Below are 15176 nucleotides of genomic sequence, written 5' to 3' on the forward strand. Positions count from 1 at the left end.
CACTGACTCACAACAACAATAATGAGAGCACTGCCATGCGTACCCACGACGTCAATTCGATTATCGATAACGCCCGTTTCAACCGTTTTCACTGGCTGGTGGTCAGCCTGTGTGCCGTGCTGTTGATCTTTGACGGCTATGACTTGTTCATCTACGGCGTGGTGTTGCCGTCGATCATGCAGGAATGGGGCCTGACGCCCTTGCAGGCCGGAGCCCTGGGCAGTTACGCACTGTTTGGGATGATGTTTGGCGCGCTGATTTTCGGCAGCCTGGCCGACAAGTTCGGCCGCCGTAAAGGCATTGCCATCTGCTTTGCATTGTTCAGCGTCGCCACCGTGGTTAACGGCTTTGCCAGCAACCCGACTGAATTCGGGATCTGCCGGTTTATTGCCGGGCTTGGCTGTGGCGGCCTGATGCCCAACGCGGCCGCACTGATTACTGAATACGCACCGAAGAAAATGCGCAGCATCCTGATGGCGGTGATGTTCGGCGGTTACTCGCTGGGCGGCATGCTTTCGGCCGGTGTGGGGATTTTCATGCTGCCGCGTTTTGGCTGGCCATCGATGTTCTTCGCCGCGGCTATCCCGCTGCTGCTGATGCCGCTGATTGTGTATTGGCTGCCCGAATCCATCGGCTTCCTGATTCGCCAGGGCCGCAAGGAACAGGCGCGTGCGCTGCTCAAGCGTCTGTCGCCGCACACCCGGATCGACCCGGAAGATGAGCTGCATATCAGCGCCGGCAAAGGCAAGGGCGCCTCGGTGCTGGAGCTGTTTCGCCATGGCCTGGCGTTACGCACGGCGGCGATCTGGGTCGCGTTTTTCTGCTGCCTGTTGATGGTCTACGCCCTGAGTTCATGGCTGCCCAAACTGATGGCCGGTGCCGGTTACAGCCTGGGATCGAGCCTGTCGTTCCTGCTGGCCCTGAACTTTGGTGGCATCGCCGGGGCGCTGGTCGGTGGCTGGCTGTGTGACCGGCTGAACCTGGTGAAGGTAGTGATCGGCTTCTTCATCGCCGCGCTGGTGTCCATCAGCCTGCTGGGCATCAAGAGCCCGATGCCGGTCCTGTACCTGCTGATCTTTTTTGCGGGCGCCACCACCATCGGCACGCAAATCCTGCTGTACGCCGGGGCTGCGCAACTCTATGGCTTGTCCATTCGCGCCACGGGCCTGGGCTGGGCGTCCGGCATTGGCCGCACCGGCGCCATCGTCGGCCCGCTGTTGGGCGGCGCGCTGATGGGGATTGAACTGCCCCTGCACCTGAACTTCATGGCCTTTGCGATTCCCGGGGCTGTCGCGGTGCTGGCGATGACCGCGTATGCGTTGAATGAGCATCGAGACCGGCCTGCGGGGGTAGTCGCACCGGCGCAGTAACTTCCAGATCTGTCGATAACAATAACTAAGAGCAACGACATGAAAACACAACGTATCTGGCTATCCCTGCTAGGGATGCCCCTTGCGGCGACGGCGGCTGAGGGCGGTTTTATCGAAGGCTCCACGGCCAGCTTGCAGGCCCGCAACTACTACTTCAGCCGCGACTTCTCCGACATCGTCGGCGCCAACAAACAATCCAAGGCAGAGGAGTGGGGCCAGGGTTTTATCCTGACCTACAAATCCGGCTACACCCCGGGGCCCGTGGGCTTTGGCCTGGATGCACTGGGCACCCTGGGCCTCAAGCTCGACAGCAGCCCGGACCGGGCCAATACCGGTTTGCTCCCGGTCAAGGGCGATGGCAGCGCGCCGGATGACTACAGCCGTTTGGGGCTGACCTTCAAGGCGAAGTTCTCCAAAACCGAACTGAAAGTCGGCGAGCTGCAACCCAACCTGCCGGTGCTGGCGTTCAGTGATATTCGCCTGCTGCCGCCGAGTTACCAGGGCGTGAGCGTAAGTTCCGGTGAAATCGCGGGGCTCACGCTGCAGGCCGGGCATTTGACCACCACCAGCCTGCGCAACGAGGCCGGCGACGAAAAGATGATCGCCATGCTCGGCCATGTGCCGCAGCGCGGAGCCGAGAGTGACGCGTTCAACTACGTCGGTGGCGACTACGCCTTCAACACCAACCGCACCACAGCCAGCTACTGGCACGGCCAACTCAAAGACATCTACCGCCAGGACTTTATCGGGCTCAAGCACAGCCAGCCCATGGGCGACTGGGTGCTCGGCGCCAACCTGGGTTACTACACTGCGCGGGAAGACGGCGATAAGTTGCTCGGCAAGATCGACAACCAGGCGTTTTTTTCGCTGCTGTCGGCCAGGCGTGGCGGGCACACGTTCTATGTCGGTTACCAGGCCATGTACGGCGACAGTGCCTTCCCGCGGGTGTTTGCGAACATCTCGCCGCTGGGCAACGAGGTGCCCACCTACGAGTTCGCCTACACCGACGAACGTTCCTGGCAAGCGCGATACGACTATGACTTCGCCGCGCTGGGCATTCCGGGGTTGACCACCACCGTGCGCTATATCACCGGCAACAACGTGACCACTGGCGCCGGTTACGAAGGCCGTGACCGCGAGCGTGACCTGGATATCGGCTATGTGGTGCAAAGCGGCGCGTTGAGCGGTGTGGGGGTTCGGGTGCGTAACGTGATGGCCCGCTCGAACTACCGCAGTGATATCGACGAGAACCGGCTGATCCTCAGTTACACCTGGAAGCTGCTCTAAACGGCGCCCTGGCACGGGCTCGGCTAACGCGTTGCAGTACCGCGGATATAACGCGCCGGCGACGAGCCCAGTGTCTTGCGAAACATGCTGATGAACGAACTGACCGACTCGTACCCCAGCGCTTCGGCGGTTCGTTGCACCGACTCGCCCTCGGCCAGGCTCTGCAAGGCCACGATGATTTGCCATTGCTTGCGCCATTGGCCAAATGTCAGGCCTGTTTCGTGCTTGACCAAGCGCGCCAGGGACCGCTCGCTCATGGCGACCTGATGCGCCCACTGGGCCATGGTGCAACGATTGGCCGGATCCTGGGCCAGGCCGCGGGCGATGAAGCGCAACTGCGCGGTGGCCGGCAGCGGCAGGTACAACTGCTCCGAGGGGGCCAGTTCCAGTTGTTCGAGGAGCACGCTCGCCACCCGGGCATTGGCAGAGGCGGGCGGGTAGTCTTGGGCTTGGGCGCTCAGGTGCAGGATCAACTCCAGGACCAGCGGCGAAAGCACCAGGGTGCAGCATTTCTCCGGTAAGGCGGCAGCGCCGGGTTCCACAAACAGAAAGCCGATGCTGCCGTTGGCGGTCACACGGTTGCTGTGGGCCACACCGCCGGGAATCCACACGCCGAAGCCCGACGGCACCATCCATACGCCATCCTCCACGGTGCACACGATACCGCCGTGATACGCCACCACCAGTTGGCCCTTGCGGTGGCTGTGCACCGGGAATTCGGTGTCGTTGCGCTGGCTGCCGAGCATCAACGCGACGGCGGGCTGATCGAAACTGTCCAGTTCGAATTGATCAATTCCCTGCAGCTTCATCTCGCCCATTGCGCATCGCCTCGATTGTCTGAATTTGATTATATCCTGGCAGCATACTCAATATCGGCAAGGCCTTGCAGCCCCTACCATCGTCACCAAGGCCATCAAGGTGATTGCCGACGGCGAGATTCAACCGATGCTCAGCGAAATAACGATTGCCCACCTCTACCTCCCGCCTTTCTTGCTCTACGTGGGGGTTGCAGCCCTGGTTTACGCGCTGCTGGAGCGGATCCTGCGGCGCTGGCTGGACTGGACCTGGCACCCCAGCCTGGCGCGTTTCTTTGTGTCACTGATCGTGCTCTCGACCCTGGTCCTGACGTTTTGAAGGCGCCGCGATGACGATCAAACACATCCTCAAGGCCCTCGTGACCCTGGTGCTCGGGCTGACGGCATTGCTGTTCTGTACGCAGTTGTGGCGCGCCTATGAACTGGCGCCCTGGACGCGGGACGGGCGGGTCAGCGCGCAGGTCATCCGTATTGCCCCCGAGGTCTCCGGCCAGGTGGAACACCTGCTGGTGGGCGACAACCAGTGGGTGGCCAAGGGCGCCTTGCTGTATCAGATCGACCGCAGCAGCTACCTGCTGGCCCAGCAACAGCGCGCGGCCGAGCTTGCCGAGGCACGCAGTGTGTTCGAGCAGCGCAGCGCACAGCTCAAGCGCCGCAACCAGCTCGGCGATGCCATTGCCCGGGAAGAAACCGACAACGCGGCCCGCGACCTGGCAGTGGCCAGGGCGCGCCTGGATGCGGCCCAGAGCCAGTTGGCCCATGCGCGGCTTGACCTGGACCGCACGACGATTCGTTCGCCGGTGGACGGCTATGTGACTCAGCTGCGGCTTCAGCCGGGTGACTACGCCACGGCCGGCGAGACCAATATCTTTGTGGTCGACAGCCATAGCTTCTGGGTCACCGGCTACTTCGAGGAGACCAAGTTGTCTGGCGTCAACGTCGGCGCTTCGGCCGCTATCAAGCTCATGGGCTATGCACCGCTGCTTGAGGGGCATGTGGCAAGCATTGGCCGAGGCATCGCCGACGGCAACGAGTTGCGCAGCAACAGTGGTTTGCCTCAAGTGGCGCCGACGTTCAGCTGGATACGCCTGGCTCAGCGGGTGCCCGTGCGCATCGAGCTGGACAAGGTGCCGGCGGGCGTGGAGCTGGCGGCAGGGATGACCGCCAGCATTGAGGTCAGCGAGGCGGGTGCCGCGCCGCGCTGGAGGCTGGTGCAATGGCTGCAGGCGTTCATGTGATGGGACGTGCGCTACGCATGCTGGGGGCATGGGAACCTGCGATATCGGGCTACGTACTGCGCAGCCTGATGGCGGCCTCATTGGCCCTGTGGCTGGGGTTTCAGCTACACCTGGATTCGCCGTTCTCGGCCGCGTCAACCGTGTTGTTGCTGATCCATCCGCTACAGGGCGCGGTGGTGGGCAAGGGCTTCAACCGGGCGCTGGGTACCCTGGTGGGGTTGGCGGCCGCCTTGATGCTGACCAGCCTGTTCGCCCAGAAAATGCTGCTGTTCATCCTCGGAATCGGCGTGTGGCTCGGCCTCTGTGTCGGAGCCATGACCGTGCTTCGGCACTACCAGGCCACGGCGGCGGTGGTGGCCGGCTACACCGTTTGCCTTGCCCTGGGCCCCGCCATTGTCGAGCCGCAGCAAGGTTTCGAGCATATCGTCGGGCGGGGCACGGCCGTTGTACTTGGCGTGGTGAGCCTGAGCCTGGTGGCCACGCTGTTCAGCCGCAAGACGGTGGAGCGCTCACTGAATGCGGCACTTCGCGACGTTTCATCCCGCACCTTGCGGCTGCTGGCCATGCGCACTGACGGCGCGCCGGCGATTGCGCAAGGCCCGCTGGCCGTTGATATCAGCAAGGTGGACGACCTTCTCGGCATCGGCCGGGGGGAGTCGGTGCTGATCCGCGCAAGGCTCGCGACCCTCCAGGCAGGGCTTGCGTACCTGCATGCCGTGGTGCTGGACGAGTGTGCGTGGCCTTCCCACCCTCGTATCGGTGCGCAGTTGCAACAGCTGGCTGAAACCATGCCCGGGTTTTCCGTTGCGGCCGATCGTGTCCGGGCGCTGCAATGCAGGCTTGAAAGCCGTGCAAGCGAGCCGCGATTGAATGAGCAACTGGACAACCTGGCCAGTGCCTTGTCGAGTTTCGCCTGCCTTGAGCGCGCACCCCAAACACCGGCCCGCGCCGTGGGCTTCCACCGACACTACGGCGCTGCTTTGCGTAATGGTGTGCGAGCGTTGCTGGCCACCCTGGGCACCGCCGCGGTGTGGTACCTCACCGGCTGGGATCAGGGGCCAACCTTGTTGGCCGTACTGGGCCCGTACTGCACCTTGCTGGCTACCAGCCCGGCGCCCGAACAAGGCATCACGAGCCTTGCCAGGGGAACCTTCTACGGAATACTGGCGGCGGCGGGGTGCAAGTTCCTGCTGTTGCCACACATCAGCGGTTTCGGGTTGCTCACGGTGGTGCTGACTGCGTTCTGGGCGGTCGGGATTCATGCCACCACCCGGGCGCGCCATGCCCTGCAAGGCATCGCCTACCTGATTACTTTCAACACCCTCGTCGGCACCGCCGGGACCGCCCAATACGACTTCACCGACTTCGCCAATCAAGCCCTTGCCTGGATGGTGACGCTTGCCATCTGCCTGTTGGCCTTCCAACTGCTGCCGGGAAAAACCGCCAGCCACGCCCACGTCCTGCGCAAGGCGCTGCATAACGACACGCGCCGGTTGCTGCGTCATGGGCATCGTCTGGACCTGCTGAAGTGGCAGGCCACCCAACAGCAACGCCTCGTTGCCCTGCAGGCGGTGTCGGGCACCGATGAGGCGGGTGCCGTGTCGCTTCAGTTGGGTCGACAGTTGAGGTTACTGCACCGCAAGACCCGCGACCTGGAGCCTGACTCATTGATCGCCAGATGCGCACAAACCGGCGCTCGGCGCATTTCCCGGTACGCCGCCCATTCATCCGTCAGGGCGGCCCAGGCGCGGCGGACCGCCAGGTCATTGACCCGGTTGGGCGCCCACGAGCTGGCGGCTTGCTACCAGGATTTGGCCGGGCTGCTCGACCAGTACACACAGGTTTCAGCAAACACGCACTGAGCCGCGGGCGGTGGCTCGCAAGGATCATAGGAATAGGCAAGCCTCATAGATTTACCGGCATAGGACGACACTGATTACCTGGCTACCATGGGTACACATCCACCGAGGGCCATTTCCTATGAGTACGCAAAAAACCCTGTTCATCACCGGCATCAGCAGCGGCTTTGGCAAGGCGCTGGCAGCAGAGGCATTGGCTGCCGGCCACCACGTCATTGGCACCGTACGCAACCAGGAGGCCTTGCAAGGGTTTGAAGCGTTGTCTGCGGAACGTGCCCATGGGGTAATCCTGGATGTCACCGACTTTGAGCGGATCGACAGCGTCGTCGCCGAGGTGGAGACCCGCTTCGGCCCGGTGGACGTGCTGGTGAACAACGCCGGTTATGGGCACGAAGGCATTTTCGAAGAGTCGCCGCTGGAAGAAATGCGTCGTCAGTTCGACGTCAACGTATTCGGCGCGGTTGCCGTGACCAAGGCCTTCGTGCCGTACTTCCGCCAGCGCCGCAGCGGGCACATCATCAACATCACGTCCATGGGCGGCACCATTACCATGCCGGGCATCGCCTACTACTGCGCCAGCAAGTTCGCGCTGGAGGGCATCTCCGACACCCTGAGCAAGGAACTCAAGCCATTCAACATTTTCGTCACGGCCGTGGCGCCGGGCTCGTTTCGCACCGACTGGGCCGGCCGCTCGATGCAGCGCACGCCCCGCAGCATTGCCGATTACGACGCCAGCTTCGATCCGGTGCGCCAGGCGCGGGAAGCGAAAAGCGGCCACCAATTGGGTGACCCGCAAAAAGCCGCGCAGGCGATGTTGACGCTGATTGCCAGCGACAACCCACCGGCGCACCTGCTGCTGGGCAGTGATGCGCTGGGGTATGTGCGGGAAAAGCTCGCGCAATCGCTGCGGGATATCGATCAGTGGGAGGCGTTGACGCGTTCTACGGATGGTTGAGCGGGGGCATGAAGGAGCCCGGTTCACTTCAACGCCGGATCTCCAGGGTTGAGCTTCTTCCACGACTGCATCACCACCTGCGCCTTGGGCTCTTTTCCGTTCTCCAGGTAGTACTGGATCAGCGACAGCCGTGCATTGCGGTTATACGGCTGCAACGCCAGCAGCTTTTCCAGTTGCTCACAGGCCTGATCCACGTGCCCGCTGTCATGCAGCGCAACCGCCAGCACGTAGTTATACTGTGGATTCGCCGGCTCCAGCCGTGCTGCTTCGCGCAGGTGCGGCATGGCGTTGGCCGTATCCCCGGCCCGAATCAGCATCAGCCCTTGAGTGTGCTGCAACAGTGCCGCCTCCGGATGCTGCTTGAGGTTGTCCGCTATCAGCGTGCGCGCCTCCTGTGACCGACCATTGGCTTCCAGCCATTGCGCGAGGGTCACCAGCGCCGGGAAGAAGTCCGGGTCTCGCAGCAACGCGGTGCGCAGTTGTGCTTCAACCTTGTCGCCCCGGCCGCTGGCCTGATACAGCATGGCCAGGTTGAGGTTGGCTTCGGCCCGCTCCAGCAGGCTCAGCTGCACATTTTCGTATTCCACGATCGCCTTGTCCCAGGCCGGCCCAAGGCCTTGCCCGGACGCGCTCAACAGGTCCCGGGCGGCGATGATCCGCACCGCCAGCACCGGGTCCCGCAGTAACGGTCCATACAACGCCACCCGCTCAGGTGGCGGCAGGAACGCACTGATCGCGCGCACTGCACTCTCACGTACCTGCGGCGCCGGGTTGCCCAGCTCCCTGGTCGCCAGCTTCAACGCCTGCTCACTCGGGTAGTTGGGCAGTTCAGCGAGTAGGGTTGCGCGCTGGATCGCCGGCAGGTTGTTGCGTGCCAACTGGTCATACAGCGCCTGCGCTGCACCCGGCTGGCCGCCACGGATCAACGCCATGCTCTCGGCGTAACGCGGTGCATGCTCGGGTTCGCTGGCACTCCATAGCTTGAACTGTTCGCTGACCTTATCCCCGGGCCGCGGGATGCTGAAACTGTGGTCGTGCCGCCAGTCATTGCCCATGTAGAACTTGCCCGGCATATGGCAATCGACGCAGAACGAACCCGGCTCGCCGGCTGCGTGGCGGGTGTGTTCGGGGGAGTCGTAGTTCTTGGCCTGCAACCCGCGACCGTCCACCGTCGGCACCGGGGTTTTGCCTGCGGTGTTGTGGCATTGCAGGCACACGCCATTGCCCGGGGCCTTGAGTTCGGCGCTGTGGGGGTTATGGCAGTCGCTGCAGCGCACGCCCTTGTCGGCCATTTTGCTTTGGGCGAAGGAGCCGTGTTCGAACACTTCATCCTTGATCTTGCCGTCCAGCGCGTACAGCTCGCGGGTCAGGACACTGGGCAGGTAGTCGTCCATCAGGCGGTTGCCGACGGTATAGCCGTCTCCCAGGGGAGCACGGCGGGCGTGGCAACGGGCGCAGGTTTCGAGCTCGACGGTGGCGTCTTTGTCCTTCAGGTCCACGGCAAAGCCTGCGTGCAGCAGGTCACTTTTTTTCGCAGCCCATGCCACATGGTTCGACGCCGGACCATGGCACGCCTGGCAGCCGACCCCCAGGCTGTTCCACTGGCTGTCGAAGCTGTTTTTGGCAGCCTCGAAATTGCGCTTGTAGCCGGTGGTGTGGCACTCCACGCACATGAAGTTGGCGTTCTGGCTGGGTTTGCTCCAGTGCAGCGGGTTCTTGAAGTTCACGCCCTGGCCCGGGTAGAGGTGAAACCAGCGGTTCTTTTGCGTATCCCAGGCCACGCCGAGGGCCTGCAAGCGCCCGTCGCCGACCTCGATCAGGTATTGCTGCAACGGTGCGATGCCGAAGGTATAGGCCACCTTGAAGTCCGCGGCCTTGCCGTCGGCACCGGGCGTATTGACCCAAAAATCGTCGCCCCGACGGGAGAAACGGGTGGTCTCGCCTTCGCTGCTGAACGACACATCGTTGAAGTCGGCCGGCACCGTCTCCGGCGTGGCAGCCTGCATCGCCAACTGGTGGTGCGAGCCTTGCCAGTCCTTGACCTGGGCCTGGTGGCAGCCCTGGCATTGCTGCTCATCGACCATGGTTGCCGGGGGCACGACCGCCACTGGCTGGGTCACAGGCGCCGGCGCCGCCACGGGCAGCCTGGGTGTGCTGGCCTGGAGAAAAAACCAGATCCCGGCCATGGCCAACAGCAACAAGGCGATCACGACGGGGTACAGGTAACGGCTGGATGAATCACGGGGAGGTACGGCTTTATTGTCAGGCTTGGGCATTGCGACTTCCGATGTCCGATGCATTGACGCTCTAGTGGCGCGCTTAAGCTTTGTGCAGCTTTGACGTTGGGCGCATGCCTGTCAAATGTGTGCTGTGAAATAGCTCGCAACCTGCAAGGTGAGGCGGGCTATTTTTCCAGAGTTGGCTATACCTACAAGCTCAGTGTTCCTTCGATGACAGCCAGGGAGTTCGACGATGAAGCTAGGACTAATGATCGGCACCGTATGCATTGCCTCAATCGGGGTGGTGGGATGTTCCAGCAAGGTGACGCAGCCGGACGAATACTCCGGGTTTCTCTCCGACTACAGCCACCTCAAGGAGGCCAAGTCGCCGTCGGGTGCAGAAGTGATGCGCTGGGTTGACCCCGACCTGAACCTGAGCCGCTATACCGCCGTTTACATCGAACCCACGCAGTTCTACCCCAAGCCGCAAGCCACCACGAAAATTCCCGACAGCACCTTGCAGGGCATCAACAGCTACTACAACCAGGCCCTCAAGCGCGAACTGGAAAAGTCCCTGCCGCTGGCCAACGGGCCTGGCCCGGGGGTGATCGTGGTGCGGGCCGCCATCACGGCGGTCAGCAGCAAGACCGAAAGCCTCAAGCCGTATGAGTACATTCCCGTCGCCCTGGTGGCGGCCGCGGTGAGCACCGGTACCGGGATTCGCGACCAGGAAACCACCCTGGGCACCGAAGCCCAGTTCCTGGATGGCGGCAGCGGCAAGGTCATCGCCCAGGTCGTGCGCAAAGGCACCGGCAAGCCGTTGTCGAACGACTCCCAGGTGATGAAGGCCGATGACGTCAAAAGCGTGATCGATGGTTGGGCCTCGGACCTGCACCAGTCGTACCTGAAGCTCAAACGCTGAAGTGCTGTGCCCGGGGCTCGCGCCCCGGGCGACTACTGGCCGATAAACCAGCGGTAATAAGGGTTGGCACTGTCTTGCTGCAACACCGCCTGGATATCCCGACCCCAGGCGGCGCGGTCGCCGTCGTAGGCATGCAGGCTGGCGCGATAAAACTGCATCAGGCGCTGTTGTTCGCTGGCCAGCGTCCGTGTGAACCCCGGGTCTGCATTCAGCAAGGGCGCAGGCACCCGCAAATCCAGCAGTGCCGGCAACACCCGCGCGATCTCTTTACTGCGTACCCAGGGTGCGTATTCGATACGCGGCCGGTCATCGGTGACCGGCAACGCATTGCCCGCAAAGCGCTCCAGGCCCTGGCGATCGGTGACCCAGGTGGCGAGGAGGGTGGCCGCCGAATCAATGCCCACATCGCCGAGGGCGCTGCTCACGGTAGGTTGCTCAAAGCGCTGGCGAATCCGCGTGGCGTCCAGGTCGATGGGTTCCATGGAGCCCACCAGCAGCATTTCGTGGAACTCGCTGGTCCACAACGTGGCGTACGGGAACACGTCGAGGAAACTGCGCACCAGGGACTGTGAGTCCTCGAGGTTTTGCGTCGGCAGCGGCAGCCACTGGGCCAGCAGGCCGTTTTTCTCCAGGCGCCGGGTGGCCAATTGGTAGAAGTCGCGGGAGTACAGGTTGACCACCCCGGCCGCCGACGGTGGCGGTGGTTCGAGGGTGATCAGGTCGTAGGCTTGTGGGTTGCGCAGCAGTTCCTGGCGACCGTCCCGCAGGCGTACGTCCACACCCGGGTCGCTGGCGGCGTTGAAGTTGCCCTTGAACAACGGCGCCGCCTGGATCACCGATGGCAGCAACTCGGCGACCACCCGGTGCTCAAGTCCCGGATAGCGCAGCAATGCCCCGGCAGTAATTCCGGTGCCGAAGCCGATCACCAGAGCCGATCGGGGCTCGCCGTTATGGATCAACAGCGGCAACAGCGCCTGGACCCGCATATAGCGCAAGGACGGCATGGCGTCGCCGGTGTTGGACACGCCCTGGATGTACAGACGCTGGAAACTCCGCGCGCCCTGGCCCTGGGTAACCACGGCAACCGTGGCGCCGCGACCTTCCTGGTAGAACGCCAGGCTCGCATTGCGTGCTCCGGGCAGCAGCTTGGCCAGGCGGTCCACCGGGGTCAGCAGCGCCACTGCCAGTGACAGCAGGCCGAGAGCGACCACCGCCTGGCGCCGGCCTTTCTTCACCCCGTGGCCACGGCGCACGGCCATGTAGCCGATGGCGCCGGCAATCACGGCCAGCAAACCCAGGGTACGCACCAGCCCGAGCCAGGGAATCAGCACAAAACCACACAGCATCACCCCGACAATCCCGCCCAGGGTGTTGAACGCCACCACGGCGCCGACATCCCGACCCACCTGCTCGCTGCCCACGCTCAAGCGCAGAGCCAGGGGAAAGGCGGCGCCGAGCAGCAGGGTGGGCACAAACACGATGCACAGTGCGGCCACTGCAAAGCGTGCGCTCATGCCCGGCAGTTCGGCGCCGCCCAGGCTCAGCACCAAGGCTTCGGCCTGGGTTTGCAGGAGCACCAGCCAGCGGCCCAGCAGGGCGATTTCCAGCAAGGCTACCAGCCCGGCGCCGGCGATCAGCAGGCCGAATACGCCCCATGGGTCACGGATGCGTTCTACCCGTCGCGCCATGAATTGGCTGCCGATAAACAGCCCGGCCAGGTACGTGGCGAGTACCACGGCAAACGCATAGGTGCGTGTGCTCATGAACTGCACGATGGATTGCGACCACACCACCTCGTAGCCCAGGGCCACGCCACCGGCGATGGCATACAGCACCAGGGCCAGTTGCGCCGGTTGGGTGCTGCGAGAGTGAGTGATCGGCGCGGGCGTGTGACGCCGTACATACAGCAGCGCACTGACGGCGGCCAGCAGGTTGAGCATCGCGGCCACCAGTGCACTGCCGCGTACGCCGAACGTGGCGATCAGCACGAAGGCACTGAGCAAGGTGCCGGCAATGGCGCCGGCCGTGTTGGCCGCATACAGGCGGCCACCGGCCTGGCCCAGGGCCTTGGGGTCGATGTCCAGCGAGCGCACCAGCACCGGCAAGGTGCCGCCCATCAACAGCGCCGGAATGCCCACCAGCACAAACGGCAGGAACCACGCCAGCAGGCCGATGTGTTGCTCCAGCCAGGCAAACGGGCTGGCGGCCATGCTCAGGGCGACAGTGGCGCCCACGCCGAGCACGGCGACGAGAATTTCGAGGATTGCATACAGCAGCAACGGTCGCGACAGGCGATCCGCCCAGCGCCCGAACAGCCAGCCACCCAACGCCAGCCCGGCAAAAAACGCGCTGATGCCGGTGGTGATGGCGTACACCTCAACGCCCACCACCAACGACAGTTGCTTGATCCACAACACCTGGTACACCAGCGCGGCCATGCCGGAGATGAACAGCAGCAGGGCGGGGACCAGGGTGGTGGAGGTGTGAGCCAATGCAGCGGGTTTGCTGGCGGTGCGTGACGACATTGCAAATAGCCTTATGCAAATACAGATCAAAGTGCGGTGAGGGAGCTTGCTGTGGTGAGGGAGCTTGCTGTGGTGAGGGAGCTGCTGTGGTGAGGGAGCTGCTGTGGCGAGGGAGCTTGCTCCCGCTGGGGTGCGAAGCGCCCCCAAAACCAAACACCACGATTTACCTGAAAACACCGTGTTGTCTGGATTGGGGCTGCTGCGCAGCCCAGCGGGAGCAAGCTCCCTCGCCACAGCAAGCTCCCTCGCCACAGCAAGCCCCCTCACCACAGCAAGCTCCCTCACCACAGGTTACGCGCCGCTCGCGAGAACGGCGCTCAACGGCTATTGCGCCGGGTTAGCCTTCATTTTTTCAGCAATCTTCGCATCCACCGCTGCGCGGATCTGGTCGACGCTGAAGCTGGCCGGTTTCTGGCTCGGCGGGTACTCGATGAACGTCTCGAGGAACTTCGCCGATTTGGTGACCGCCACGGCCACCAGGTAGATATTTTTCGTGGTCCAGTCGTAGTACTGGTCAGACACCACATCGGCGCGCTCATACGGGTCCATCCGCAAGTTGAGGATCTTCGGTACCCTCAGGCACACGAACGGCTCACTCCAGACCTTGAAGCCGCCCGGCGCACGCTGCTCGCAGAACACCGCTTTCCAGTTGTCGAAGCGCATCGACACCAGCACGCCGTCATCGTTGAAGTAGTAGAACTCGTTACGTGCGCCCTTGGGCTGCTGGCCGGTCAAGTAGGGCAACTGGTTAAAGCCATCCAGGTGCACCTTGAAGTTGGCACCGCCCGCGGTGGGTGCCCAGCCTTTGAGCAACTTGTCCTTCACCTCGGTATCGCCCGCGGCAGCCAGCAGGGTAGGGAACCAGTCCATGCCCGAGAACATTTCGTTGGACACCTCCCCCTGTTTGATCTTGCCTGGCCAACGAATCATCGCCGGTACGCGATAGGCACCCTCCCAGTTGGAGTTTTTTTCGTTACGGAACGGCGTGGTCGCCGCGTCCGGCCACGAGAACTGGTTCGGCCCGTTGTCGGTGGTGTAGACCACGATGGTGTTGTCGGCGATTTTCAGGTCGTCGAGGGTTTGCAGGAGTTTGCCGACGTCGCCGTCATGCTCCAGCATGCCGTCAGCGTACTCGTTGCCGGGCATGCCGCTCTGGCCCTTCATCGACTCGCGCACGTGGGTGAACAGGTGCATGCGGGTGGTGTTCATCCAGACAAAGAACGGTTTGTTGGCTTCCGCCTGTTTCTTGATGAACGCCTGGGCGGCGGCGGTGGTTTCGTCGTCGATGGTTTCCATGCGCTTGGTGGTCAAGGCGCCGGTGTCTTCGATCTTGCCGTCGGCGAAGCTGTGGATCACACCACGGGGGGAGTTGGCCTTGACGAATTCGGCATCGTCCTTGGGCCAGTAAGGCCGTTCGGGCTCTTCTTCGGCATTGAGATGGTAGAGGTTGCCGAAGAACTCATCGAAGCCGTGGTTGGTGGGCAAGTACTCGTCCTTGTCGCCCAGGTGATTCTTGCCGAACTGCCCAGTGGAGTACCCCAGGGACTTGAGTGCCTGGGCAATGGTGATGTCGCGCTTTTGCAAGCCGACGGAGGCACCGGGCGCGCCGACCTTGGACAAGCCCGTGCGCAACGGCGTCTGGCCTGTGATAAAGGACGAACGCCCGGCGGTGCAGCTGTTCTCCGCGTAGTAGTCGGTGAACATCATGCCTTCCTTGGCGATACGGTCGATGTTCGGGGTCTTGTAACCCACCACGCCCATGGAATAGGCGCTGATGTTGGTTTGCCCAATGTCATCGCCGAATATCACCAGGATATTCGGCTTGTCGGCGGCCCAGGCAGATGCCGAGACCCCCATCACCGATACCGCCACCAGGGCGAGTTTCGGCAGCCACTTGCGTATGCGAGTCATATGACTTGCTCCTTTCTCGGCTTGAGTCGCAGTGCCTGCGACCAACGTTTAGTACAGTCCATCGCGACGTCTTTT

General features: G+C 63.0%; 11 protein-coding genes. 7 read left to right on the forward strand and 4 right to left on the reverse strand.

The features are described 5' to 3' along the window. Positions 1-35 precede the first annotated feature (35 nt). Together M2400_RS07935 and M2400_RS07940 are read left to right on the forward strand one after the other, a co-directional pair. Positions 36-1370 (forward strand): MFS transporter, encoded by a 1335-nt coding sequence (locus tag M2400_RS07935; RefSeq protein ID WP_259195782.1) that lies wholly within the window; start codon positions 36-38, stop codon positions 1368-1370. A 39-nt stretch (positions 1371-1409) separates the two neighbouring features. After that, positions 1410-2657, forward strand: coding sequence for an OprD family porin (locus M2400_RS07940; RefSeq protein WP_259195780.1), 1248 nt, complete (start codon positions 1410-1412; stop codon positions 2655-2657). Between the two features lie 23 nt (positions 2658-2680). Here the strand turns inward: M2400_RS07940 and M2400_RS07945 are convergent, their stop codons facing one another. Beyond that, positions 2681-3475: a helix-turn-helix domain-containing protein gene (locus M2400_RS07945; RefSeq protein WP_259195779.1), complete on the reverse strand. Its 795-nt coding sequence runs from the start codon at positions 3473-3475 to the stop codon at positions 2681-2683. 25 nt (positions 3476-3500) lie between these two features. Here M2400_RS07945 and M2400_RS07950 point away from each other — a divergent pair, with 25 nt between their 5' ends. The 4 genes from M2400_RS07950 to M2400_RS07965 all read left to right on the forward strand — a co-directional run bounded on the left by M2400_RS07950 (position 3501) and on the right by M2400_RS07965 (position 7524). Then, positions 3501-3791 (forward strand): DUF1656 domain-containing protein, encoded by a 291-nt coding sequence (locus M2400_RS07950; protein ID WP_259195778.1) that lies wholly within the window; start codon positions 3501-3503, stop codon positions 3789-3791. A gap of 10 nt (positions 3792-3801) precedes the next feature. Further along, positions 3802-4710, forward strand: coding sequence for an HlyD family secretion protein (locus M2400_RS07955; RefSeq protein WP_177133410.1), 909 nt, complete (start codon positions 3802-3804; stop codon positions 4708-4710). Next, complete coding sequence (locus M2400_RS07960) at positions 4710-6572, forward strand: FUSC family protein (protein WP_259195798.1); 1863 nt, start codon at positions 4710-4712, stop codon at positions 6570-6572. The genes M2400_RS07955 and M2400_RS07960 overlap by 1 nt, the downstream gene beginning before the upstream one ends. A gap of 118 nt (positions 6573-6690) precedes the next feature. Further along, complete coding sequence (locus M2400_RS07965; protein WP_177077567.1) at positions 6691-7524, forward strand: oxidoreductase; 834 nt, start codon at positions 6691-6693, stop codon at positions 7522-7524. A gap of 23 nt (positions 7525-7547) precedes the next feature. Here M2400_RS07965 and M2400_RS07970 read toward each other — a convergent pair whose 3' ends face one another. Beyond that, on the reverse strand, positions 7548-9800 hold the full coding sequence (locus M2400_RS07970; RefSeq protein ID WP_259195777.1) for a tetratricopeptide repeat protein: 2253 nt from the start codon (positions 9798-9800) through the stop codon (positions 7548-7550). Between the two features lie 196 nt (positions 9801-9996). On the opposite strand from M2400_RS07970, the gene M2400_RS07975 reads away from it, so the two are divergent. Continuing rightward, positions 9997-10665, forward strand: a complete 669-nt coding sequence (locus M2400_RS07975; protein ID WP_177045345.1) for a DUF3313 domain-containing protein — start codon at positions 9997-9999, stop codon at positions 10663-10665. A 32-nt stretch (positions 10666-10697) separates the two neighbouring features. On the opposite strand, the gene M2400_RS07980 is transcribed toward M2400_RS07975, so the two are convergent. Together M2400_RS07980 and M2400_RS07985 are read right to left on the reverse strand one after the other, a co-directional pair. After that, entirely contained in the window at positions 10698-13190 is a 2493-nt protein-coding gene (locus M2400_RS07980; RefSeq protein WP_259195776.1) for a fused MFS/spermidine synthase, read from the reverse strand. Between the two features lie 324 nt (positions 13191-13514). Next, positions 13515-15101 carry an arylsulfatase gene (locus M2400_RS07985; protein ID WP_177045340.1) on the reverse strand — a complete coding sequence of 529 codons (1587 nt, stop codon included), beginning with the start codon at positions 15099-15101 and terminating at the stop codon, positions 13515-13517. Positions 15102-15176: the final 75 nt, after the last annotated feature.

The organism is Pseudomonas sp. BIGb0558, assembly GCF_024807515.1.
Lineage (GTDB): Bacteria > Pseudomonadota > Gammaproteobacteria > Pseudomonadales > Pseudomonadaceae > Aquipseudomonas > Aquipseudomonas yamanorum_A.

Bases quoted from the DNA above. Each gene is read 5' to 3' on its own strand.
- M2400_RS07940 (WP_259195780.1), top strand. From the start codon at position 1,410: ATGAAAACACAACGTATCTGGCTATCCCTGCTAGGGATGCCCCTTGCG.
- M2400_RS07975 (WP_177045345.1), top strand. From the start codon at position 9,997: ATGAAGCTAGGACTAATGATCGGCACCGTATGCATTGCCTCAATCGGG.
- M2400_RS07965 (WP_177077567.1), top strand. From the start codon at position 6,691: ATGAGTACGCAAAAAACCCTGTTCATCACCGGCATCAGCAGCGGCTTT.
- M2400_RS07960 (WP_259195798.1), top strand. From the start codon at position 4,710: ATGGGACGTGCGCTACGCATGCTGGGGGCATGGGAACCTGCGATATCG.
- M2400_RS07970 (WP_259195777.1), bottom strand. From the start codon at position 9,800: ATGCCCAAGCCTGACAATAAAGCCGTACCTCCCCGTGATTCATCCAGC.
- M2400_RS07945 (WP_259195779.1), bottom strand. From the start codon at position 3,475: ATGGGCGAGATGAAGCTGCAGGGAATTGATCAATTCGAACTGGACAGT.
- M2400_RS07935 (WP_259195782.1), top strand. From the start codon at position 36: ATGCGTACCCACGACGTCAATTCGATTATCGATAACGCCCGTTTCAAC.
- M2400_RS07985 (WP_177045340.1), bottom strand. From the start codon at position 15,101: ATGACTCGCATACGCAAGTGGCTGCCGAAACTCGCCCTGGTGGCGGTA.
- M2400_RS07955 (WP_177133410.1), top strand. From the start codon at position 3,802: ATGACGATCAAACACATCCTCAAGGCCCTCGTGACCCTGGTGCTCGGG.
- M2400_RS07980 (WP_259195776.1), bottom strand. From the start codon at position 13,190: ATGTCGTCACGCACCGCCAGCAAACCCGCTGCATTGGCTCACACCTCC.